22 protein-coding genes are annotated in these 20,998 nt (G+C 66.8%); 14 read left to right on the forward strand and 8 right to left on the reverse strand.

Going from position 1 to position 20,998, the window contains the following annotated elements:
- Both J2S73_RS07545 and J2S73_RS07550 read left to right on the forward strand, forming a co-directional pair.
- Positions 1-1,464: an HlyD family secretion protein gene (locus J2S73_RS07545; RefSeq protein ID WP_306884855.1), complete on the forward strand. Its 1,464-nt coding sequence runs from the start codon at positions 1-3 to the stop codon at positions 1,462-1,464.
- Between the two features lie 14 nt (positions 1,465-1,478).
- Positions 1,479-3,068, forward strand: coding sequence for a DHA2 family efflux MFS transporter permease subunit (locus tag J2S73_RS07550; RefSeq protein ID WP_306884856.1), 1,590 nt, complete (start codon positions 1,479-1,481; stop codon positions 3,066-3,068).
- On the opposite strand, the gene J2S73_RS07555 is transcribed toward J2S73_RS07550, so the two are convergent.
- On the reverse strand, positions 2,975-4,027 hold the full coding sequence (locus tag J2S73_RS07555; protein WP_306884857.1) for a LysR family transcriptional regulator: 1,053 nt from the start codon (positions 4,025-4,027) through the stop codon (positions 2,975-2,977). The genes J2S73_RS07550 and J2S73_RS07555 overlap by 94 nt on opposite strands.
- Before the next feature lie 158 nt (positions 4,028-4,185).
- Between J2S73_RS07555 and J2S73_RS07560 the strand changes: the two genes are divergently transcribed.
- From J2S73_RS07560 to J2S73_RS07580, 5 genes are all read left to right on the forward strand, one after another.
- Positions 4,186-4,665: a cupin domain-containing protein gene (locus tag J2S73_RS07560; RefSeq protein WP_306884858.1), complete on the forward strand. Its 480-nt coding sequence runs from the start codon at positions 4,186-4,188 to the stop codon at positions 4,663-4,665.
- 38 nt (positions 4,666-4,703) lie between these two features.
- On the forward strand, positions 4,704-5,120 hold the full coding sequence (locus J2S73_RS07565) for a hypothetical protein (RefSeq protein ID WP_306884859.1): 417 nt from the start codon (positions 4,704-4,706) through the stop codon (positions 5,118-5,120).
- 124 nt (positions 5,121-5,244) lie between these two features.
- A complete protein-coding gene (locus tag J2S73_RS07570; RefSeq protein WP_306884860.1) occupies positions 5,245-6,840 on the forward strand; it encodes a serine hydrolase in 1,596 nt (531 codons plus the stop codon).
- Positions 6,841-7,030: 190 nt separating this feature from the next.
- Entirely contained in the window at positions 7,031-9,397 is a 2,367-nt protein-coding gene (locus J2S73_RS07575) for a mechanosensitive ion channel domain-containing protein (protein WP_306884861.1), read from the forward strand.
- A 23-nt stretch (positions 9,398-9,420) separates the two neighbouring features.
- On the forward strand, positions 9,421-9,936 hold the full coding sequence (locus tag J2S73_RS07580) for a P-loop nucleotide/nucleoside kinase family protein (RefSeq protein WP_306884862.1): 516 nt from the start codon (positions 9,421-9,423) through the stop codon (positions 9,934-9,936).
- A gap of 7 nt (positions 9,937-9,943) precedes the next feature.
- Here J2S73_RS07580 and J2S73_RS07585 read toward each other — a convergent pair whose 3' ends face one another.
- Positions 9,944-10,774, reverse strand: a complete 831-nt coding sequence (locus tag J2S73_RS07585; RefSeq protein WP_306884863.1) for a sulfite exporter TauE/SafE family protein — start codon at positions 10,772-10,774, stop codon at positions 9,944-9,946.
- Positions 10,775-11,068: 294 nt separating this feature from the next.
- On the opposite strand from J2S73_RS07585, the gene J2S73_RS07590 reads away from it, so the two are divergent.
- Genes J2S73_RS07590 through J2S73_RS07600 form a run of 3 tightly spaced genes read left to right on the forward strand, consistent with a single transcriptional unit; the run spans position 11,069 to position 13,557 of the window.
- Positions 11,069-11,797 (forward strand): PIG-L deacetylase family protein, encoded by a 729-nt coding sequence (locus J2S73_RS07590; protein WP_306884864.1) that lies wholly within the window; start codon positions 11,069-11,071, stop codon positions 11,795-11,797.
- Positions 11,797-12,489: a 4-carboxy-4-hydroxy-2-oxoadipate aldolase/oxaloacetate decarboxylase gene (locus tag J2S73_RS07595; protein WP_306884865.1), complete on the forward strand. Its 693-nt coding sequence runs from the start codon at positions 11,797-11,799 to the stop codon at positions 12,487-12,489. The genes J2S73_RS07590 and J2S73_RS07595 overlap by 1 nt, the downstream gene beginning before the upstream one ends.
- A 9-nt stretch (positions 12,490-12,498) precedes the next feature.
- Positions 12,499-13,557: a 4-oxalomesaconate tautomerase gene (locus J2S73_RS07600; RefSeq protein WP_306884960.1), complete on the forward strand. Its 1,059-nt coding sequence runs from the start codon at positions 12,499-12,501 to the stop codon at positions 13,555-13,557.
- A 27-nt stretch (positions 13,558-13,584) separates the two neighbouring features.
- On the opposite strand, the gene J2S73_RS07605 is transcribed toward J2S73_RS07600, so the two are convergent.
- A complete protein-coding gene (locus tag J2S73_RS07605) occupies positions 13,585-13,863 on the reverse strand; it encodes a hypothetical protein (protein WP_306884866.1) in 279 nt (92 codons plus the stop codon).
- Between the two features lie 193 nt (positions 13,864-14,056).
- Here J2S73_RS07605 and J2S73_RS07610 point away from each other — a divergent pair, with 193 nt between their 5' ends.
- Positions 14,057-15,283, forward strand: a complete 1,227-nt coding sequence (locus J2S73_RS07610; protein WP_306884867.1) for a LysR family transcriptional regulator — start codon at positions 14,057-14,059, stop codon at positions 15,281-15,283.
- A complete protein-coding gene (locus J2S73_RS07615) occupies positions 15,280-15,906 on the forward strand; it encodes a class I SAM-dependent DNA methyltransferase (protein WP_306884868.1) in 627 nt (208 codons plus the stop codon). The genes J2S73_RS07610 and J2S73_RS07615 overlap by 4 nt, the downstream gene beginning before the upstream one ends.
- Before the next feature lie 12 nt (positions 15,907-15,918).
- Here the strand turns inward: J2S73_RS07615 and J2S73_RS07620 are convergent, their stop codons facing one another.
- Positions 15,919-16,602, reverse strand: a complete 684-nt coding sequence (locus tag J2S73_RS07620; RefSeq protein ID WP_306884869.1) for a dienelactone hydrolase family protein — start codon at positions 16,600-16,602, stop codon at positions 15,919-15,921.
- Positions 16,603-16,798: 196 nt separating this feature from the next.
- Here J2S73_RS07620 and J2S73_RS07625 point away from each other — a divergent pair, with 196 nt between their 5' ends.
- Both J2S73_RS07625 and J2S73_RS07630 read left to right on the forward strand, forming a co-directional pair.
- On the forward strand, positions 16,799-17,560 hold the full coding sequence (locus J2S73_RS07625) for a siderophore-interacting protein (RefSeq protein WP_306884870.1): 762 nt from the start codon (positions 16,799-16,801) through the stop codon (positions 17,558-17,560).
- A 198-nt stretch (positions 17,561-17,758) separates the two neighbouring features.
- On the forward strand, positions 17,759-18,016 hold the full coding sequence (locus J2S73_RS07630) for a YjhX family toxin (protein WP_306884871.1): 258 nt from the start codon (positions 17,759-17,761) through the stop codon (positions 18,014-18,016).
- Between the two features lie 37 nt (positions 18,017-18,053).
- Here J2S73_RS07630 and J2S73_RS07635 read toward each other — a convergent pair whose 3' ends face one another.
- From J2S73_RS07635 to ureE, 4 genes are all read right to left on the reverse strand, one after another.
- Entirely contained in the window at positions 18,054-18,599 is a 546-nt protein-coding gene (locus tag J2S73_RS07635; protein ID WP_306884872.1) for a methylated-DNA--[protein]-cysteine S-methyltransferase, read from the reverse strand.
- 182 nt (positions 18,600-18,781) lie between these two features.
- On the reverse strand, positions 18,782-19,414 hold the full coding sequence (gene ureG / locus J2S73_RS07640) for an urease accessory protein UreG (RefSeq protein ID WP_306884873.1): 633 nt from the start codon (positions 19,412-19,414) through the stop codon (positions 18,782-18,784).
- Positions 19,411-20,382 (reverse strand): urease accessory protein UreF, encoded by a 972-nt coding sequence (locus J2S73_RS07645; protein WP_306884874.1) that lies wholly within the window; start codon positions 20,380-20,382, stop codon positions 19,411-19,413. The genes ureG and J2S73_RS07645 overlap by 4 nt, the downstream gene beginning before the upstream one ends.
- Positions 20,372-20,905, reverse strand: a complete 534-nt coding sequence (gene ureE / locus J2S73_RS07650) for an urease accessory protein UreE (protein WP_306884875.1) — start codon at positions 20,903-20,905, stop codon at positions 20,372-20,374. Before ureE ends, J2S73_RS07645 begins: the two co-directional genes overlap by 11 nt.
- Positions 20,906-20,998 lie beyond the last annotated feature (93 nt).

A 20,998-nucleotide genomic window follows, 5' to 3' on the forward strand; every position in this document is an offset into this window, starting at 1 on the left:
ATGGACCACAACGGCAAGTTCGACATGGAACGGGCAGACGAGACGGGAGCCGATCGGTTCGACGGATCGGACGAACGGCCGTCCAAGACCGCGGGAGAGAGTTCTGCGTCCCCGACGGCACGGACGGAATCCGGCGGCAGTACGCCGGGCCGCGATCCGCAGCAGGACCCGATGGCTCCGCCGGCGGGGGAGGCGGGCACGCACCCGCAGCCTTCGGACGTGCGGGCGGAAGGCGGACCGGACACGACCTCCACGGTCACGCCTTCCGCGCCGCCGCGTCGGAAGAGCCGGAAGCGCCTCGTCCTCCTCCTCGTCCTGCTCGCCGCCCTCGTCGGCGGGGCCTACGAGGGCTGGAACTGGTGGACGGTCGGCCGGTTCGAGGAGACGACCGACGACGCCTATCTCCATGCGGACATGTCGGTGGTGTCGGCCAAGGTCGGTGGATATCTCGCCGGCATCGAGGTCGCCGACAATGCTCAGGTGCGCACGGGGCAGGTGATCGCCACAATCGACGACAAGGACTATCGGCTCGCCGTCCAGTCCGCGCGGGACGCCATCGACGTCCAGCAGGCGACCATCCGCCGGATCGAACAGCAGATCAGCGCCGCCCGGTCCCAGGTGGACGAGGCCGAGGCGAACCGGGAGGGCAGCGAGGCCGCTCTCACATTCGCGGACAACGAACTCACCCGGAAATCGGAGCTGGAAAGCCGCAGTTTCGCCAGCCGGCAGGAGCTGGAATCGGCGCGGGTCGACCGCGATCGGGCCCGGGCGGAGCTGCATGCGGCGACCGCGCACCTGACCTCGGCTCAGGCCAACGTCGCCGTGCTGGAGGCCCAGCGCCTGGAAGCGCTGAAAACCCTCGACAGCCTGCGCACCCGGCTCGACCAGGCCAAGCAGGAACTCGCCTACACCAGGATCCGCGCGCCCGTGGACGGCGTGATCGGCAACCGGGCCGCCGACATCGGGGAACTGGTCCAGCCGGGCTCGCGCATCGCTGCGATCGTTCCGCTGGCCGATGTCTATGTGGACGCGAACTTCAAGGAGACCCAGCTGGCGCGGATGGTGCCGGGCCAGCCCGTCTCGGTGACGGTCGACGCGTTCCCGGACCGGGTCTTCGAAGGGTCGGTGGCGAGCCTTGCGCCGGCCTCCGGCGCCCTGTTCAGCCTGTTGCCGCCGGAAAACGCCACCGGCAACTTCACCAAGATCGTCCAGCGGCTTCCCGTGCGCGTCGTCCTCGACCAGGCGGTGCTGGAGGAAGCCGTCCTGCGGCCGGGCATGTCGGCGGTCGTGACCGTCGATACCCGCACCGACGAGGACCGGCAGATCGCCGAGCGCACCGAAACGCGGATCCGGAGCGAAATCGCCGGGCTCGTCGACCGGCTGCGTGATCTGACGGGCCTCGAGCGCGCCGATGCGGCCGAACCGATCGATCCTTCCGGCGCGGCCGCCGGCGGGACGCGCTGAGCCCAGTCTGAGCCATGAGTTCGACCGCTGCCGCCGACATCGGGCCCTCCGCTCCCGCCGGGCCTGCGCCCGGGCTCGACCGGCGCAAGATGTTCGCGTTCATCTGCATGGTGTTCGGGATGTTCATGGCCATCCTGGACATCCAGATCGTCTCGGCGTCGCTCTCGGAGATCCAGGCCGGGCTGTCGGCCTCCAGCGATGAGATCTCCTGGGTCCAGACCAGCTACCTCATCGCCGAAGTGATCATGATCCCGCTGTCGGGCTACCTGTCCCGGGCGTTCTCGACCCGGTGGATGTTCGCGGGCTCCGCGGCCGGCTTCACCTTCATGAGTTTCATGTGCGCCACGGCGACGTCCATCGACCAGATGATCGTCTATCGCGCGCTTCAGGGCTTCATCGGCGGCGGCATGATCCCGACGGTGTTTGCATCCGCCTATTCGGTCTTTCCCCGTGAAAAGCAGCCGGTTGTCGCGCCGATCATCGGGCTGGTGGCCACGCTCGCGCCGACCATCGGCCCGACCGTGGGCGGCTACCTGACGGAGCTGTTTTCCTGGCACTGGCTCTTTCTGATCAACGTCGTGCCGGGCATCGCCGTCACCATCCTGACCATCGCGCTGGTCGATTTCGATGAGCCGGATCTCTCGCTGCTCGACCGGTTCGACTGGTGGGGCCTCCTGTTCATGGCCAGTTTTCTCGGCAGCCTGGAGTTCGTGCTGGAGGAGGGCGCCGCGAACGACTGGTTCGACGACGAGCTGATCAGACTGTTCACCGTGGTCACGGTCGCCGCGGCCGTCGGCTTTTTCTGGCGAGCCTTCACCGCCCGCGAGCCAGTGGTGGACCTGCGGGCTTTCGCCAACCGCAACTTCGCGACCGGGTCCGCCTTTTCCTTCGCCATGGGGATCGGCCTCTACGGGCTGACCTATCTCTATCCGATCTATCTCGCCCAGGTGCGTGACTACTCCGCCCTGATGATCGGCGAGACCATGTTCGTCTCCGGCCTGGCGATGTTCCTGACGGCGCCCTTCGCTGGCCGGCTGTCGGCGAAAATGGATCCGCGTCTGATGATCGCCCTCGGCTTCTTCGGGTTCGGGCTGGGCACCTGGCAGGCCGCGCACATCACCTCCGAGTGGGACTTCTGGGAGCTGTTCGTGCCCCAGATCCTGCGCGGGGTGTCCTTGATGTTCTGCATGGTGCCGATCACCAACCTGTCGCTCGGCACACTGCCCCTCCACGAACTGAAGAACGCGTCGGGCCTGTTCAACGTCACCCGGAATCTCGGCGGCGCGGTCGGTCTGGCGGTCATCAACACGCTGCTGTCCAACCGGACCGACCTGCACGCGGCGCGGCTTGCCGAAAGCGTTGCCTGGGGCCGTCAGGCCGTGGAAGAGAAGATCGCGGCCATCGAGCAGGGGCTGTCGTCGCTCGGACCGGACGCCCATCGCGCGGCCATTGCCCAGATCGGCGGGATGGTCAGCCAGCAATCCGCCGTGATGGCCTTTGCCGACGTCTTCTATGCGATGACGCTGCTCTTCTTCGTGCTGATCCTCGCGACACCCCTGATGCGCAAACCGGCACCGGTCCCCGCAGGCGCGGGCGGGCACTGACCCTCGATCGGTCCGTCCGACCGAAGTGTGTCTACAGCGTCCAGGATCCGCATCCGCAGCCAGCAGTGCGCCGGGCTGTGGTCGTCCCGCCGGTGCCAGTACATGTGAAGGTTCTGGGGGCGAATCTCGATCGGCGGCAGATAGGTGTCGACCGCGAGCGTGCCGGCGGCCACCTCGGCGGTTTGGTTGGGCAGCGCCGCGATTAGCTCGCTTTCGGCGACGGCCACGGCGACACTGTGAAAATGGGGCAGGGCCAGCATCACCCGGCGGGTGCGCCCCAGCCGTGCAAGCGCATCGTCCACCATGCCGATCATGCTGCCATCGACGCTGCGCAGCGCCTGGGGCAGAGCACAAAACAGCCCCAATGGGATCGGCTCCCCTGGCCGCACTCCGGCCTCCTCCAGGTGACGGTTACCGCGCGCCGCCAGGACTACGAAGCGTGAGATCAGAATGGGCTGGCGCGAGATCCAGTCGGGGACGGGCAGTTCCCGTTCCAGGGCGAGATCGATCACGTTGTCGCGCAAAAGCCGCTCGACCTCCCCGGTCGCGCTTTCCAGAAACCGGAGCGCGATGTTCGGTGCGGCGGCTGACACGCGCCGCATCAGGGGCGGCATCAGCAGGGACGAGAAGAAGTCCGCGCCATAGAGCGTGAACAGTCTTTCCGCGCTGTGGGGATCGAACGTGGCGTCGCCGGCGATCGCCTGATCGATCCGTGCAAGCGCCTCGCTGACCTGCACGGACATTGCCTCCGCTCGGGGCGTCGGAACCATCTCGGATCCGCGACGGACAAACAGCTCGTCACCCAGGATGTTGCGCATGCGGTGGAGCGCATTGCTCACCGCCGGCTGGCTCATGCCCACCAAGCGTCCCGCCCGTGTCGCGCTGCGTTCCCGCATCAGCGCGTCGAAGACCTTCAGGAGGTTCAGGTCGAAGGAGCTTATATTCATGAGCGTGATCATACATATACGAAACCAAAATTTCCCTTATCGGCCATGTCCGTTCCATGATCCGTTCTCAGGCGCTGCGGTCATCGCCCCAGGGGCAGGTCGGGTGCCCGCATCCGGTCCAAGCGCGGATGCCCTGCGCGGAAAGGGCCGGCGGAAAGGGAGGGATTGTCATGGTCGAACCGCGTAGACGCGAGAGCATCTGGCTTTTCGACGTCCTGTTTCGCATTCACCACCGGGGGGCCGGGGAAAGCGAACCCGTCTATATAACCGAACAGGTTCTGCCAGCAGGCTTCTCGCCGCCGGCCCACATCCACCACAGCGAGGACGAGATCTTCTACGTGCTGTCGGGCGAGGCCCGGTTCCGCGTGGGAGAACGCGACGTGCGGCTCGCTGAGGGCGACACCTTCGCCGCGCCGAAGGGAGTGCCCCACACCTTTCTCGTCACGAGCGAAGGCGGGATGCGCATGCTGACGATCACCACCAAGGGCGACTTCGAGGCGATGGCGCGGGCGGCGGGCAGGCCGGCCGAGGCCGATACGCTTCCGCCGCATCAGGGTGCTCCCACCGACGAACAGCTCGAGATCTTCGACGCCGCCTGCGGCGACAACCGGATCGACGTGGTCGGTCCGCCCATGACGGCGGTCTCCTGACCTGCCCGTCCCGTCCCGTTCAAATCCGAAGGACTGCCATGCGCGCCTCCTCACTCGCATTGCCCGCCGCCGTTGCAATGGCCCTGATCGGAATGGTCTGGGGGATCGCAATGGCCATCTCCCATGACCATTCCACCATGCCGGCCCATGCGCATCTGAACCTTCTCGGGTGGGTGTCCCTGTTCCTGATGGGGATTTTCTACCGGCTCCATCCGGAACTGGATCGCGGCCGACTGGCGTTCATCCAGGTGGCGGTCTGGATCGTGGCCAGCTTCGTGATGATCGTCGGCGTCGCGCTCGTGCACACCGGCAACCGGGTCGGCGATCCCGTCGCCGGACTTTCCTCCATCGTTGTCGTCGCCGACATGCTCCTGTTTGCCGGCTTCGTGGTCAGGGCCTTGCGGGAGCCGGCGGACGACGCGCGCGAGCGGCCCGTTTCCGGCGCGGTCCGCTAGCACTGCGTGCGAACCGATCCGATGATCTTGCGATCCTGACATTTGACAGGAACACTCCGCTCCCACGACATCGAATCGATCTCCCGGTCCGGGAGAGAACGATGCATCAAGCGGAGGGACCGGTATGCGCGATCAGGACAGAGGGCTCAGGGTGATGCGTCTCATCTCCCAACTCGGTCTCGCCGCCCTGATTGGTGTGGCGTGCGCTCCGGCCACCCGAGCCGCCGACGACCTGCCGCCGCCGATGCAGCCGGGAACGGTCATTCCCGAGGGTCAGATCGATGCGGCCATCGCGGCCGTGGACGATGTGGCCGAGGATGTCATGCAGCGATCCGGCATTCCGGGCATGGCGCTCGTCGTGGTCCGGGACGGCAAGATCGTGCATGCCAAAGGGTTCGGCGTCCGCAAGGTCGGTGAACCGGCGACGGTCGATGCCGACACCGTCTTCCAGCTGGCGTCCCTGTCGAAGTCGATCAGCGCGACGATCGTCGCCCACAAGGTCGCCGACGGAACGGTTGCCTGGACCACGCCGCTCGTCGAGCACCTGCCGTGGTTCGAGCTGTCCGACCCCTACGTCACGGACCACGTCACCGTTGGCGACATGTTCGCGCACCGCTCCGGGCTCCCGGGTCACGCCGGAGACGATCTGGAAGATATCGGGTTCGACCGGCGCGAAGTCCTGGAGCGGCTCCGCTTCCTGCCGCTTGCGAGCTTCCGCGACACCTATGCCTACACCAATTTCGGGTTGACCGCGGCGGCCGAAGCGGTCGCCACGGCGGCCGGTGCCGACTGGGAGTCCCTTGCCGACGAGACGCTCTTCGAGCCGCTCGGAATGGAGACCGCGAGCTTCCGCTTCGCCGATTTCGAGAGCCGCGAGAACCGCGCCGCCGGACACGTGGAGACAGAGAACGGCTACGCGGCGAAGTTTGTCCGCCACCCCGACGCCCAGGCGCCCGCCGGTGGCGTCAGCGCATCTGTCACTGATCTCGGCAAGTGGCTGGGAATGGTCATGGACACCGCAAGCGGCCCGGGTGACGACGCCTATTTCCAGGCTCTGCTGCCGGCGATCCAGGCGCAAGTGGTGTCGGGGACGATTCCCTTTCCCGCGGCGCGGCCCGGTCTCTACGGCTTCGGCTTCGGAACCGGGGTCGATGCGTCGGGCCGGGTGTCCATCAGCCATTCGGGCGCGTTCGCGCTGGGGACCGGGACGAACTTCATCATGCTTCCGCTGGAGAACGTCGCGATCGGCGTCGTGACCAATGCCGCCCCGATTGGCGCGGCCGAATCCGTCGCCCACACCTTCATGGATCTGGTCGAGTTCGGAGAGGCCCAGCGGGACTGGTATCCGGCCTATGCCGGCCGCTTCTCGGTGCTGTCGGACCCGGTCGGAGAGCTGGTCGACCAGTCGCCGCCGGCCGACCCCAGCGGGCCCGGCATGGACGACAGCCTGCTCGGCACCTACGCCAATGACTATTTCGGGGCGCTGGAAATCGCCGACAGCGGCGAGGGTCTGGAGGTGCGGGTCGGTCCGGGGCCGACGGTGTACGCGCTCAGCCATTGGGACGGCCGCGTCTACGTGCTGGAGCCGCGCGACGAGAACAATCCCGAAGGATCCACCTCGAAGCTGACCTTCGCTCCGTCCGCTCCCCGTGCGCGCGCGACATCTGTGACGGTCGAGTTTCTCGACGGAGCCGGCATGGGGACGTTCACCCGCGAGTAGCGTTCGAGGGCGGGACGGACAATTTCCGCGGCGGAATCTCCCTGGGGAGCTTCCTGCGAAGCGAGGTTGCCCCCCCGAACCTCCTCTGCCAAAACAGTAACGAACGACACGACGTCTCGGACCTCATCCAACGCGTGCCGAAGTCCCGCCCGGCTCGCGATCTCATGACGATCTGCTGCCGGAATTGCCCATGTTCAAAGCCCTCGCCGCCCTTCTTGTCGCTTTCTGCCTGATCGCCGGTCCGGCCTCAGCGCAGCTCGGTATCCCGCTTGGTGGAGGCGGGTCGGGCGGCGGCGATACGGCGCAGAGCGAAGGCGAGGGGAGTGCCGACCAGGCGCAGGAAGGGGGCTCGGTCGAGGCCCTCATCCAGATTCTGGAGAACGATGAGGCGCGCGCGGAACTGATCGAGAAGCTCCGGGCGACGGCCGATCAGGCGCCCGCCGAAGCGCAGGCCGATCAGACCGAGGACGCGGGGCCGGCGCAGCTTGCCGCGGAATACACGCGCTCGGTGGCCGCGAAGGCGGCGGCCCTCGTGACCACGCTGTCCCGCATCGGCACCGACCTCGGCAACGCGTTCACCGATACCGAAAACGTGGACGCCATGCGCTTCGGCCGGACGGTGCTGAACCTTCTGGCCTCCATGGCCGTCGTGTTCGGCTCGTTCTTCGTTCTGCGGCTCATCGCTGGCCGGCTGATCTGGATGTTCGCCAACCGCGCCGAAGGCAAGGGCTGGGTCGGCCGGATCATTTATCTGGTGCCGACCCTGGTCATCGAAGCAATCACCGTGGTGGTCGCGTGGTGCGCGGGCTACATCTTCTCGCTCTATTTCGGCCGCGTCGGCGAAATGAGCATCTACCAGTCGCTCTTCCTCAACGCCTTCGCCGTCATCGAGGCGATCAAGCTGGCCATCCGGCTCCTTTTGATGCCGAACCATGTGTCTCTGCGGGTGATCCCGCTGGGCGACACCGGATCGGCTTACTGGTATTTCTGGCTGTCGCGGGTGATCAGCCTCGTCGGCTACGGCCTCCTGTTCGTCGTGCCGGTCGCGGCTTCGGAGATTTCCTGGCGCTTCGCCGATGCCCTCAAGGTCCTGGTCGTCCTGACGGCGATCGTGATGACGATCCTGATCGTCCTGCAGAACAAGACCCGGGTGCGGGGCTTCCTGCACCGGCGCATGGATTCCGGAAAGACCGACGCGCTCGGGCGCTTCTTCGCCTTCCTCGGCAACCACTGGCATCACATCGCAATCCTCTATCTGGTCGCCTTCTTCGTCGTCTGGCTGGTGAACCCGCTGGAAGCGCTGCCCTTCATGCTGCGCGCGACGCTGGAGTCGCTGATCGCGATCGTCATCGGTGTGGTGGTGACGGCCTTCGTGTCGCGCACGATTTCGTTCGGGCTTCGCCTGCCCGACGACGTGAAGGAGCGGCTGCCGCTTCTGGAAACCCGCCTGAACGCCTTCGTGCCGACGGTGTTGAAGGTGGTCCGCGTGATCGTTCTGATCGGCGTGCTTCTTGCGATCGCCGACGCCTGGAACCTGGTCGAGGTGTTCGCCTGGCTGATCTCCGAAGACGGTCAGGGCTTCGTCGGCAAGATCATTTCGGTGCTGATCGTGCTGGCGATCGGCGGCGGCATCTATCTCGCGGTGACCTCCTGGGTCGAGTACCGGCTCAACCCGTCCTACGGAAAGATGCCGACGGCCCGCGAGATCACGTTGCTCTCCCTGCTCAGGAACGCCTTCACCATCATCCTCTCGGTGATCGTGTTCATGCTGGTCCTGTCGGAGATCGGGGTGAACATCGGCCCGCTGCTCGCCAGTGTCGGCGTCCTCTCGCTGGCCTTCTCCTTCGGCGCCCAGAAGATGGTGCAGGACGTGGTCACCGGCGTGTTCATCCAGTTCGAGAACGCCATGAACACCGGCGACGTGGTGACGGCGGGCGGCATCACCGGCGTGGTGGAGAAGCTGTCGATCCGGTCCGTGTCGCTGCGCTCCCTCGACGGGACGCTGCATCTGGTGCCGTTCTCGTCGGTCGACGCGGTGTCGAACTTCATGAAGGGCTTCAGCTTCCATGTGGCCGAGGTCGGCGTCGCCTACCGGGAGAACATCCCGGACGTGAAGCAGGCCATGTTCGATGCTTTCGAGAAGCTGAAGGAGACCGAGCACGGCGAGAGCATCATCGGCGACCTGGAAATGCACGGCGTGACCCAGTTCGCCGACTCCTCGATCGTCGTGCGGGCCCGCATCAAGACCCCGCCCGGCAGCCAGTGGGCCGTCGGCCGCGCCTACAACGAGATCATCAAGGAGATCTTCGACGAGCGCGGCATCGAGATCCCGTTCCCGCACGTCACGCTCTACATGGGCGAGGACAAGAAGGGGAATGCGCCGCCGATGCGGATCGTCAACGAGACCGCAAAGGACGCGCGGCAGGCCGAGGAAACCAGACAGGTCGAGGAGAAACCCGCGACCGCTGAGCCGTCCGGAGAGGCGGCGAATGCGGGCCAGAGCTCCACCATCCGTCAGGACGCTCCGCCCGACGACGGCGGCGACGGCGGCCGCTGACGTCGCGGGCGGCTCGCGGGCGGATGTCCGATGTGCCGGTGCTGATCGCGCTCTCCGGGCTGCCCGGCGTCGGCAAGTCGACGGTTGCGGCGGCACTCGTCCGCCGGACCGGCGCGGTTCACCTGCGCGTCGATTCCGTCGAAGCGGCGCTGAAGCGGTCCGCGCTCGCCATCGATCCCGCCGAGGACGCCGGCTATCTGGCGCTCGCCGCGGTCGCCCGGGACAATCTCGCGCTCGGACACACCGTGATCGCCGACACTGTGAACCCGGTCGCGGCCTCCAGGATGTTGTGGGCCGACACCGCGCGGGCCGCCGGTGCCATCTGTCTCGACGTGGAGCTCGTCTGTTCCGATCGCGCCGAGCACCGGCGTCGCGTGGAAGGCCGCACCAGCGACATTCCCGGCCTCGCGCTTCCCGACTGGGCGCGGGTCACAGGTCGTGATTACGAGCCCCGAACCGACGACCGGCTGATGCTCGATACCGCCATCCTGTCGCCGGCCGATGCCGTCGCCCGGATCGTTGCCGCCCTTGCCGCCTGATCGCGCGTCAGAACGCCGACGACAGCATCCGGATCGCGGTGATCGCCAGGAATACGGCGAAGGCGAGCTTGAGGTAACGCTGGTTCAGGCTGTGGGCGAGCTTGGCGCCGATCGGGGCGCAAAGGAACGTCACCGGAAAGATGACGACGGCCGCCGGCACGCTGACATAGCCCAGCGACAGCGGCGGACGGCCCTCGGCGCCGAGGCCCGACCAGATGAAGCCCAGGACGCCCGGAATCGCGATCAGTAGACCGATCGCGGCCGCCGTTCCGACCGCGCGGTGGATCGGGAACGAGAACGCCGACAGCGTGGGCACGGAGAGCGTGCCGCCGCCGATGCCCATAAGCGACGAGAACACGCCGATCACCGCCGCGATGGTTCGGTTGACCCAGCTGCTCTTCGGCAAATGATCGCTGATCACCAGCGTCTTCGGGATCGCCATGTTGATCGACACGGCCAGCGCGATGAAGCCGAAGATGAACAGCAGCCCCTCGCCGTCGATGACGTGGGAGAGCAGGCCGCCGATGAGCGCGCCGACGGCGACGGCCGGGCCCCACAGCTTCAGAAGCTCGAAATCGACCGAGCCGCGCTTGCGGTGCGCCCGGGTCGATGAGATCGACGTCGGGATGATGGTCGCCAGCGACGTGGCGACCGCAATGGGCATCGCCACTTCCGCGTCGAAATGCAGGGAGGTCATGATCCAGAAGAGAACCGGCACGATGACGATGCCGCCGCCCACGCCAAGCAGACCGGCCAGGATGCCGGCGACGACGCCGGTGGCGAGCAGGCCGATGACGAGCTGAATCAGAAGGGTCGTCGAGTAGCCGTCGAGCGTCATAGGTCGTCTCGTCTCCTGAAGCGTCGGGTCGGTGTCGGCGGGTCGGTCGGGCGTGGCCGGTCCGGGGCGCGCGCCCGGCATAGGGCGAGCGGCAGCATAGGAGCGGCTGATGCGCAGGCAAGGGAAAATGCACCGTTTTCTTTTGTCTGCGGCGCTTGATCTGGGTATCTGTAACTAAAACTTATGTCTGCGCCCGGGTTCGAATTTGGGAACCGCGCCGCCGTCGCATAGGTTCGGGTGGAAAGTCACAGGGGTCGCATTCTGTGCGGCACCCGATCTCAAGAGGAGACGCCGATGAGCAAGACCGCCCTGGTGGTCAGCGCCCATTCCGCCGATTTCGTCTGGCGCTGCGGAGGCGCGATCGCCCTTCATCAGAAGCAGGGCTACGAGGTGACCGTGGTCTGCCTGTCCTATGGCGAGCGGGGCGAGAGCGCCAAGCTCTGGAAGCAGGAGGGCATGACGCTGGAGAAGGTGAAGGCGGAGCGCCGCAAGGAAGCCGAGAACGCAGCCGCCGCCCTCAACGCCCACGACATCCAGTTCTTCGACGTCGGCGACTATCCGCTCGATCTCGGCCGCGAGACCCAGGACCGCATGGTCGACGTGATCCGCGCCGTGCAGCCCAACTTCATGATGAGCCACTCCAAGTGGGACCCGTACAACACGGACCACATGTACACGACCGACTTCACGCTCACCTGCCGGATGATCGCCCAGGCCTGGGGCCACAATCCGGGTCAGAAGGTGCTGGGTGCGCCGCAGCTCTACCTGTTCGAGCCGCACCAGACCGAGCAGATGGAATGGAAGCCCGACACCTTCCTCGACATCACCGAGGTGTGGGATCAGAAATGGGCGGCGATCCAGTGCATGCAGGGCCAGGAGCACCTGTGGCACTTCTACAAAAACGTCGCGGAGAACCGTGCGAACCACTTCCGCCGCAACTCCGGCGGCCAGTCCGGCGGGCGCGACGCCAAGTATGCCGAGGGCTTCCAGTCCGTGTTCCCCCGCACCGTGGACACGCTGTGATGGCCGGCTCCACGACACAAGAGGGCGTGGTCGTCCAGCATATCGAGCGGGCCGACCAGGCGGTGATCGACGGGCTCGGCGCCTGTGGCGTGGCGACCGTTCACGAGGCGCAGGGCCGCAAGGGGCTGCTTGCCGCCTATATGCGGCCGATCTATTCGGGCGCCCGGCTCGCGGCCTCCGCCGTGACCATCTCGGCGCCGCCCTGCGACAACTGGATGGTCCATGTCGCCATCGAGCAGGTGAAGGCCGGCGACATTCTCGTGCTCGCCCCGACCTCGCCGTCCGATGCCGGCTATTTCGGCGACCTTCTGGCCACCTCCGCCAAGGTGCGCGGCTGTCGCGGGCTGGTCATCGACGCCGGCGTCCGCGACACCCGCGACCTGACCGAAATGGGCTTCCCGGTCTGGTCGAAGGCGGTGTTTGCCCAAGGAACCGTCAAGGAGACGCTGGGCTCGGTCAACGTGCCGGTCGTCTGCGCCGGCGAGCTGGTCAATCCGGGCGACGTGATCGTCGCCGACGATGACGGCGTCTGCGTGGTCCGCCGCGAGGAGGCGGCGAGCGTGCTGGAGAAGGCGCGGGCCCGCGAGGCCAACGAGGCGGAGAAGCGGGCCCGGTTCGAGGCCGGCGAACTCGGCCTCGACATCTATGGCATGCGGGAAAAGCTCGCGGCCAAGGGCCTCAAATACATCTGAGGGAAGATGATGGCGGACAAAGGCGTGCCCTGCATGTGGATGAGGGGCGGCACTTCAAAGGGCGGCTACTTCCTCAAGGCCGACCTGCCTGCAGACGAGGGCGAGCGGGACCGCTTCCTGCTCGCCGCCATGGGCTCGCCCGATCCGCGCCAGATCGACGGGATGGGCGGGGCCGATCCGCTCACCTCGAAGGTCGCCGTCGTCTCCCGGTCCGAGCGCGACGACTGCGACGTCGACTATCTGTTCCTCCAGGTGTTCGTCGATCAGGCGATCGTCACCGACAGCCAGAACTGCGGCAACATCCTCGCCGGGGTTGGGCCGTTCGCGATCGAGCGCGGCCTGGTCGAAGCGAAGGACGGGCGCACCGAGGTCCGCATCTTCATGGTCAACACCGCCCAGATCGCGGTTGCGACCATCGAGACGCCGGGCGGCGAGGTGACCTATGCCGGCGATGCCCGGATCGACGGCGTGCCGGGTACAGCCGCGCCGATACCGATCGTGTTTCAGGATACGGCCGGGTCCACCTGTGGCGCGCTGCTGCCCACCGGCAACGCGGTCGACACGGTTGAGGGCGTCGAGGTCACGCTGATCGACAATGGCATGCCCTGCGTGATCCTGAACGCGGCCGACTTCGGACTGGACGGCGACGAGACGCCGGAGGCGCTGGAGGCCAACGAGGACCTGCGCGCCCGGGTCGAAAAGATCCGTCTCGCGGTCGGGCCGATGATGAATCTCGGCGACGTGGCGGAAAAGTCGGTGCCGAAGATGACGTTGGTCTCGCCCGCGAAGGATGGCGGCGCGATCTCGACCCGTACCTTCATTCCGCACCGGGCGCACAAGGCGATCGGCGTGCTCGGCGCGGTCTCCGTCGGCACCGCCTGCCTGCTCGACGACGGGCCGGCGGCGAAGCTCGCCAACGTGCCGGAGGGCCGGGAGAAGGCGCTTTCGATCGAGCATCCGACCGGCGAATTCACCGTCATCGCCACCCTCGACGATCAGGGCGAGGTCGCTTCGGCCGGCGTGCTGCGCACCGCCCGCAAGCTGATGGACGGGGTGGTGTTCGATTGAGGGGCGCGAGAGCGAATTTCTCGGAACTTAAATCACAGGTTTTATTTTGCTCGAAAGGAATGCAAAGGCATCGCGAGCCGCTTCCATTTCGCTATCTCCTAAAAACCGAAGAACCAACTTGTCCACCGATTGCGGCTCTCTCCCGTTCACTTCGACCTCTAATGCGGTCGAGCCGTTCTCTGTGTCGAAGGTGATCTCAAGGTATCCGCCGTGACCACCGTCACCACCCTGAGGTCCGTTAGTTCTAAATTCAACGGAGCCGAGACAGGCGTAGCAATACTCGAATCGATCACGGTGTTCAGTCACAGGATACTCCCCTCTCCATGGCGCCCGGCCAAGGTAGACATATCAACCTCCACGGCTTTGGTCACGGGGACAATGTCTGTGACTTAACATAGCTTTTAGATAATTTCGGTCGCGATGGCAGGCGTCACGCACAACGATTTTGGAGGAGTACGGTACTGTAGTATATATCGTACAGCGCGACTGCAGGATCGGCATGCGCATCTATCCAAATCTCCGTCATGTCCGGTTGATCGACGCCGCCGTCCGGCTCGGGTCGCTCACCCAGGCGGCCGATCATGTCGGGATTTCCCAGCCGGCGGGCTCCCAGGCGCTCGTGCGGCTCGAGGATCTGTTCGGCGGCCGGCTTCTGGAGCGCACCGCGACCAGGGCGGTGGCAACTCCCCGTGGCGAGGTGGTGGCGCGCCGCGCCGCCCGCGCGCTCGCGTTCCTGAAGGCCGCCGCCTCGAAGATAGCCCGCCTGGAAAAAGCGCGGCCGGCGAAGCCCGTCCTGCTGGAGGCCCAGGCGGCGATGCCGCAGCTACGCGCGATTTCCGCCTTCGCCGAAACCGGCAGCTTCTCCGCCGCAGCCCGGCGTCTCGGGCTCTCCGAACCGTCGGTGAACCGGGCGGCCCGGGACTTGGAGCAGATCGTCGGCGAGGCGCTCTTTGCCGGCACCTCCCGCCACCTGATGCTGACGCCGGCCGGACGGCTGCTGTCCCGGCACGCCAATCTGGTGATGAAGGAGCTGGACTCCGCCTTCGAGGAGGTGCGCGAGCTTGCCGGCGCCTTCGACGGCCGGGTGGTGGTGGGCACGTTGCCGCTGGTGCGCACCGCGATCGTTCCGGCCGCTGTGGTGGCGCTCGCCGACCGCCGGCCGGATGCGACGGTCGAGGTGCTGGATGGCCCCTACGACACGCTCGTCCAGGATCTGGAGAACGGCCGGATCGACATGCTGGTCGGGGCGCTCCGGCCGGACCTGCCCCGCCGCGATCTTGTCGAGGAGACGCTGTTCCAGGACGATCTGTCGATCGTTGCCCGGGCCGACCATCCGCTTGCCCGCCGCCGCAGCGTCACGCCGGCCGACCTTGCCGGATTTCCCTGGGTCCTGCCGCGGCCCGGGACGCCCACCCGCGCCAGTTTCGACCGGCTGGCGGCCACGTTTCCGCCGGACGCCTCCCTGGCGGGGGTGATCGAGACCGGGTCGCTGGTGGCGCTCAGAAGCATCCTGATGATGTCGGACCGGCTCACCATCCTGTCCCGGCGGCAGATCCTGTACGAGGAGGAGGCCGGGTACCTGACTGTGCTTCAGTACCGGCTGAGCGACACCACCCGGCCGATCGGCCTGACGCTGCGGTCCGGCTGGCAGCCGACCGCCCTGCAGGCGGACTTTCTGGCCGAGCTGCGCCGGGTCGTGGCGGAGGAACACGAGGGGGCGGAATGACCGATCTGACGGACCTCGCCGGCCAGACCCAGGCGGTCTACGAGCGCAACGCCCGCCGGTTCGATGCCGAGCGGCCGAAAATCCTGTTCGAGCGGGCCTGGCTGGAGCGTTTTCTGGAGGCGTTACCGGCGCAGGCCGCGATCCTCGATTTGGGCTGCGGCAGTGGTGACCCGATCGCCCGCTTCCTGACGGAGCGGGGCTGCAGGGTCACCGGCATCGATGCCTCGTCGGCCATGATCGCGCTGGCCCGGGAGAAGCAGCCGGCGGGAGACTGGCGCGTTGCCGACATGCGCGCCCTCGATCTCGCCGAGAGCTTCGACGGCATCATCGGATGGGACAGCTTCTTCCATCTGACCCGGGACGAGCAGCGGGCGGTGCTGGCCTTGACCGCCCGGCATCTCAGGCCGGGCGGCGCGCTGATGCTGACGGTCGGTCCCGAAGACGGTGAGGTCGAAGGGCGGGTCGGAGACGACCGCGTCTACCATTCGAGCCTGTCGGAAACGGAGTACCGGGCGCTCCTGGCGGAGCAGGGCCTCTCCGTGACCGATTTCGTTGCCGAGGATCCGCGGTGCGACTTTCATACCGTGCTCCTCGCCCGCAAGACGGACGCCCAGGCTGGGTAGGGGGTCTCCGCCTCAGACCTGGTAGGCGCCCACGTGCTTGTCCAGGAAGGCGAGGGTCCGCTCGCCGGCGATCCGCGCCGATTCCGGTTCGTAGGCGGAGCGGTGGTCGCAGTTGAAGCCGTGGCCGGCCGGGTAGACGTAAAGCTCGACCTCGGGCCGTTTGCGGCGAACCTCCTCCACATCCTCCATCGGAATGGACTGGTCGGTCTCGCCGAAATGCAGCATGACCGGACACATGGGCTTCTCGTCGGCGAACGCCTTCACCTTGCCGCCATAGTATCCGACCGCCGCGGCGAGGCCGTGCATACGTGTGGCGGCGGCGAAGGCGAGGGACCCGCCCAGACAGTAGCCGACCACGGCCACCGGGCCTTCTTCGGCAAGGACAGCCTTGGCCGCGCCCACGTCCATCAGCATCTGATCGAAGTCGGGATTGGCGATGAAGGATCGCGCCTTCTTGATCTCTTCCTCGCTGTAGCCGGATTCGAAGCCCGGCTCGGTCCGGTCGAAGATCGCCGGCGCGATGGCCTTGTAGCCGGCGTGCGCGAACCAGTCGCAGACCTCGCGGATGTGCCGGTTCACCCCGAAGATCTCCTGGACGACCACGACACCGCCTTTCTGGGGCTCCTCGGTCGGTGTTGCGACATAGGCGCCGAGCTGGAAGCCGTCCCCGGCCGTCAGCGTGATCGTCTCTCCCATGAATATCTCCCAGGTTCGCTCAGAAGGAAGGATGGAGCCGGCATCGCAAATCCCGTTCCATCCGTCCAGTGGCGGCGCGCGGGTTTCTCGGCCTGGGAGGCAACGATCCTGCGGTCGGTGCGTTGCTCACCACCCAGCGCCTTCGGTTCGTCGGAGCGGATCGAGCGGCCGAAACGCTCCCATACGGAGATCAGAGATGACCGATCAGATGACCCAAACCGCCGCGCCGGAGTCGATCGCCCGCGCCAAGGGGCCGACACGGCGCATGACCGTCGTGACGACGCGGGACGTGACACCCTCCATGCGGCGGGTCAGCTTCATGTTCGACGGTATCGAGACCTTCGCCTATCAGCCCGGCCAGGCCCTTGCGTTCGCCATGCCGAACGGGGAGGGCGGAACCGAGCGGCGCGACTACACGATCCGCTCGATGGATCGCAACGTCGGCCGGCTCGATGTGGATTTCGTTCTCCATGACGACGATGCGCCGGCCGAAAAGTGGGCGGAATCGGCGAAACCCGGCGATGTCGTCGAGGCGCGGGGGCCGCACGGCAAGATCGTGGTCAACCCGGACGCGGACTGGCACCTCTTCGTCGGCGACGAGACCGGCATCGCCGCGATCTTCCACATCCTGGAGGAGATGCCGGAAGGCACGCCCGCGTTCGTCTTCCTGGAGGTTTCCGGACCCGAGGACGAGCAGAGCTGCGACACCGCGGCGACGGCCGAGATCCGGTATGTCCATCGCGCCAAGGACGACCCGGCGAAAGACCAGAAGCTTCCCGAGCAGGTCGACGCATTCGAGCTGCCGGACGGATCGGGGCAGGCCTATGTGGTCGGCGAGACCGGCAAGGTCCGCCAGATCCGGCGGCGGCTGATCGAGCGCGGGATGGACAAGGACCGGGTCGCTGCGGAAGGCTACTGGCGCCCCGGCCATCTCGGCGACGACGAGAGCGCGGACTGACTGCGCGCGCGCCGGTGCTTGCGCGAAATCGGCGCGCGCATTACTTAAGCGCTATCTAATTTCGGAGTTTGTATGCGCTCTCGACCGGAGACCCGGTAAGGGCTCGGCCGAAGAGGTCGAGCCAATGCGAACCTGAAGCACCCGCATGCGCTGGCTGCGGGACGCTTCGCGTTGTCCGCATGCGAGCTTCGAAATTCCATGGATATCTCAAAGAACGAGCAGCGGGTCCTGCACCTGCTCGCTCAAGGTGGCTCCATCCACGTCAGGAAGGATGAGCGCCGAAAGGTCGTCGACTGCGTCGTCGTCACCCGCGACGGGTGGCATTGGAACGGATGTCCGCTTTCAGTCTTCACGAGACTGAAGCGGCGCCGTCTGATCCAGTCCAGAGCGGGAGCCCCTTACCGGGTCACGGAGCTGGGGCTGAGACGCGTGAGAGCGCAGCTCGACAATCGCTGAACGAGGCTCCGGCTGCCTGCCCGTCTCAGAGAGGGGGCTACCCGAACATCTCCTGTTGTTCCGGGATGGCTCCCTCCAGGGTGAGCAGCCGGCGTTTCAGCTGGACCCCGCCGGTGGCGGAAAAGCCCACCATCCGGCCATCGGCGCCGAGGACCCTGTGGCAGGGAACGATCGGCGGGACCGGATTTCGGCCGAGCGCGACACCGACCGAGCGGGCCAGGGACCGGTCGCCGAGCTTGTAGGCAATGTCGCCATAAGTGCACGCCTGGCCGCGCGGAATGGCGCGGCAGGCGGCATAAACCCGCCGCTCGAAGCTGTTCTGGGCGGACATGTCAAGCTTTGCACCGTCGAAGGATGCATCCTCCCCGGCCATCAGCGCCCTGATCCCGTCGGCGATGGCAGCAAGTTCGTCCGGCAGGTCGACCGTGAGGATGTGAGCGCAGCCATGGGTCAGTCGGGAAAAAGCGGCCTCCGCGGTGGCCTCCGGCAGGCTCGCCCGGGCGACGCCACGGTCCGTCCAGCCGAGCCCGCACCATCCGAGCGCGGTTCTGAAGACGTTCGCATTCAGGATGTCGGATGTCACAGACCAGGCCCCATCGCTCGCGCACGCGGGCGGCTGTCCGGACCGGAAGCCGCCGCACGGTGCGGATCCCCCATCTTCGATGAAACGATTCGCGTCAGCGTCGACGGAGTGTCCGCCGGCATGGGACAGTTCTCAATCCGTTTTTGATCTCATCGTTCGATTGCGAACGGCCAAATGCCGTCTCAAGCCGCTTTGGATGGCGTTATCCCGCCCTTTTCCACCAGAAAGTCCAAGATGGTCTGGAGGCCGTCGCCGGCCTTCATGTTGGTGAACACATAGGGCCGCTCGCCGCGCATGCGCTTGGTGTCGGCGTCCATGACCTCGAGCGACGCGCCGACCAGATCGGCGAGGTCTGTCTTGTTGATCACCAGCAGGTCGGACCGGGTGATGCCGGGACCGCCCTTGCGCGGGATCTTTTCGCCCGCCGACACGTCGATCACGTAGATGGTCAGGTCGGCCAGCTCCGGCGAGAACGTCGCTGCCAGATTGTCGCCGCCGGATTCAATCAGCACCACGTCCAGCTCCGGAAAGCGTCCGCGCATCTCGTCGATCGCGGCGAGATTGATCGAGGCATCCTCCCGGATCGCTGTGTGGGGACAGCCGCCCGTCTCCACGCCCAGGATCCGCTCCACCGGCAGCGCGTCGGCCCGGGTCAGGATCAGTGCGTCTTCCTTGGTGTAGATGTCGTTGGTGATGGCGGCGATGTCGTAGCGGTCGCGCATCGCCTTGCAGAGCGCTTCCATCAGGGCCGTCTTGCCCGATCCGACGGGGCCGCCGATGCCGACCCGCAAGGGTCCGTTGGGGGAACTGGTCATGTCCTAAAGAGCCTCGTGTACTGGGTCTCGTGGCGCATCGACGCGATGTCGGCCAGAAGCGCGCATCCGCCGAGATCGTCGAGGGTGGAGCCGGCCGCTTCCTCTGCGAGCGCCGCGATCGCGGGTTCGAGCCGCACGATCGCACGCTGGCCGTCGGTCTGTCCGAGCGGGATCAGCCGCACCCCGGCCGACACGATGTTGGCAGCGAAGGCGTGAAGATAGGCGACAAGGACGGCGGCGAGGTCGACGCGATGGTCCGCCGCGGCAATGGCGACGGCGACCGGATAGGCGAGGGGACCGTCCGGCCAGGGGAGAGAGGCCGGCCACGCGTCGGCCGAGATCTTCCGGAAGGCGTCCCCCTGGGAGAGGGTCTCCGTCCGCCGCTCAAGGGACGGGTTCAGGGCTGCGGCCAGTTCGATGATCTCGGCGAGCGAAGGGGCGGCCTCGGCCTTCTGATCCGAATCCGCGACCGGAACTCCGCCCTTTCCATTTCCTCCGCTCATTCCCGCGAAAGCGGGAATCCAGGGCGAATTGTGCAAAGGCCCGTCGTGTGGCCCTGGATTCCCGCTTTCGCGGGAATGAGCGGAAGGAGGCGGATACCCCGGGTCTCCGCTGCGGGAATGAGCGGCAATTGGGTCTATGGCCGTGCCAACATCGCCGGAATGAGCGGAAACCGGGTCTGCCGCCGGAACCCCATCGCCGGAGTGGTCGGGCCCAGGCGGATCGACGCGGGCGGCGGAAAGTTCCGTCCGCCGCGCCCGGTACGCCGCCGCCAGCAGGATCGCATCCTGCCGGCCGGCGCCATGAGCGAGCACGTCGCCGACCCAGGAAACCATCCGGTCGGCATCGGCGACCACGCCGTCTTCCACCACCCATTCCAGACCGTGACTGAGCGTGAACGCGCCGACCGGATAGGACGGCGACAGCCACGCCATCAGACGGTAGAGGCCGGCCGCGTCAGTGCTCATGGCTGTGGGTGTGCGAATGGCTGTGACTGTGGCTGTGGCCCGACCCGTGGGAGTGACTGTGGGCGTGGCCGTGCGCCTCGGAATGGCTGTGGGAATGCCCGCCATAGGCTCCGCCTTCCGGATCGAAGGGCGCGTCGATGTCGCGGACCGCGCCGCCGAGCCCGCGCACCATGTCGGAGATCACGTGGTCGCGCCGGATCAGGATCCGTCCGTCCTCGATCATGGCCGGCAGGTGCCGGTTGCCGAGATGCCAGGCAAGCCGCAGCAGGTGATGCGGATCGCCGGCCGTGACTTCGGTCAGCGGTTCGGGCGCGGCCTCGACCGCGACCACCCGGCCATCGTCCAGAAGCAGCCCGTCACCGGACTTCAGCGCGACGGCCTGGGGCAGATCGAGCAGGAAGGCGAGCCCGCCATTGCCGGTAAGCGCGATCCGCCGCCGGTGCCGGCCGTCGAAGTCGAGGGTGACGGTGTCGGCCGGATCGGCGTAGCTGCCGGCGGGGAGGACGGAGGTGGCTTTCAGCATCCGCTCGCCTCGGACCTGGGAGATTCTGCCCAGGCAGTGCCACCGGCACCGCTCATCCCCGCGAAAGCGGGGATCCAGGCCGAAGTGGTCAGA

The organism is Amorphus orientalis (assembly GCF_030814015.1).
Classification (GTDB): domain Bacteria; phylum Pseudomonadota; class Alphaproteobacteria; order Rhizobiales; family Amorphaceae; genus Amorphus; species Amorphus orientalis.

Excerpts from the sequence above, each read along its gene's own strand:
- J2S73_RS07595 (WP_306884865.1), top strand. The coding sequence starts at position 11,797 with ATGGCCGGCTCCACGACACAAGAGGGCGTGGTCGTCCAGCATATCGAG.
- J2S73_RS07610 (WP_306884867.1), top strand. The coding sequence starts at position 14,057 with ATGCGCATCTATCCAAATCTCCGTCATGTCCGGTTGATCGACGCCGCC.
- J2S73_RS07575 (WP_306884861.1), top strand. The coding sequence starts at position 7,031 with ATGTTCAAAGCCCTCGCCGCCCTTCTTGTCGCTTTCTGCCTGATCGCC.
- ureE (WP_306884875.1), bottom strand. The coding sequence starts at position 20,905 with ATGCTGAAAGCCACCTCCGTCCTCCCCGCCGGCAGCTACGCCGATCCG.
- J2S73_RS07615 (WP_306884868.1), top strand. The coding sequence starts at position 15,280 with ATGACCGATCTGACGGACCTCGCCGGCCAGACCCAGGCGGTCTACGAG.
- J2S73_RS07625 (WP_306884870.1), top strand. The coding sequence starts at position 16,799 with ATGACCGATCAGATGACCCAAACCGCCGCGCCGGAGTCGATCGCCCGC.
- J2S73_RS07620 (WP_306884869.1), bottom strand. The coding sequence starts at position 16,602 with ATGGGAGAGACGATCACGCTGACGGCCGGGGACGGCTTCCAGCTCGGC.
- J2S73_RS07555 (WP_306884857.1), bottom strand. The coding sequence starts at position 4,027 with ATGATCACGCTCATGAATATAAGCTCCTTCGACCTGAACCTCCTGAAG.
- J2S73_RS07550 (WP_306884856.1), top strand. The coding sequence starts at position 1,479 with ATGAGTTCGACCGCTGCCGCCGACATCGGGCCCTCCGCTCCCGCCGGG.
- J2S73_RS07630 (WP_306884871.1), top strand. The coding sequence starts at position 17,759 with ATGGATATCTCAAAGAACGAGCAGCGGGTCCTGCACCTGCTCGCTCAA.
- J2S73_RS07600 (WP_306884960.1), top strand. The coding sequence starts at position 12,499 with ATGGCGGACAAAGGCGTGCCCTGCATGTGGATGAGGGGCGGCACTTCA.
- J2S73_RS07645 (WP_306884874.1), bottom strand. The coding sequence starts at position 20,382 with ATGAGCACTGACGCGGCCGGCCTCTACCGTCTGATGGCGTGGCTGTCG.
- J2S73_RS07580 (WP_306884862.1), top strand. The coding sequence starts at position 9,421 with ATGTCCGATGTGCCGGTGCTGATCGCGCTCTCCGGGCTGCCCGGCGTC.
- J2S73_RS07570 (WP_306884860.1), top strand. The coding sequence starts at position 5,245 with ATGCGCGATCAGGACAGAGGGCTCAGGGTGATGCGTCTCATCTCCCAA.
- ureG (WP_306884873.1), bottom strand. The coding sequence starts at position 19,414 with ATGACCAGTTCCCCCAACGGACCCTTGCGGGTCGGCATCGGCGGCCCC.
- J2S73_RS07560 (WP_306884858.1), top strand. The coding sequence starts at position 4,186 with ATGGTCGAACCGCGTAGACGCGAGAGCATCTGGCTTTTCGACGTCCTG.
- J2S73_RS07585 (WP_306884863.1), bottom strand. The coding sequence starts at position 10,774 with ATGACGCTCGACGGCTACTCGACGACCCTTCTGATTCAGCTCGTCATC.
- J2S73_RS07590 (WP_306884864.1), top strand. The coding sequence starts at position 11,069 with ATGAGCAAGACCGCCCTGGTGGTCAGCGCCCATTCCGCCGATTTCGTC.
- J2S73_RS07565 (WP_306884859.1), top strand. The coding sequence starts at position 4,704 with ATGCGCGCCTCCTCACTCGCATTGCCCGCCGCCGTTGCAATGGCCCTG.
- J2S73_RS07545 (WP_306884855.1), top strand. The coding sequence starts at position 1 with ATGGACCACAACGGCAAGTTCGACATGGAACGGGCAGACGAGACGGGA.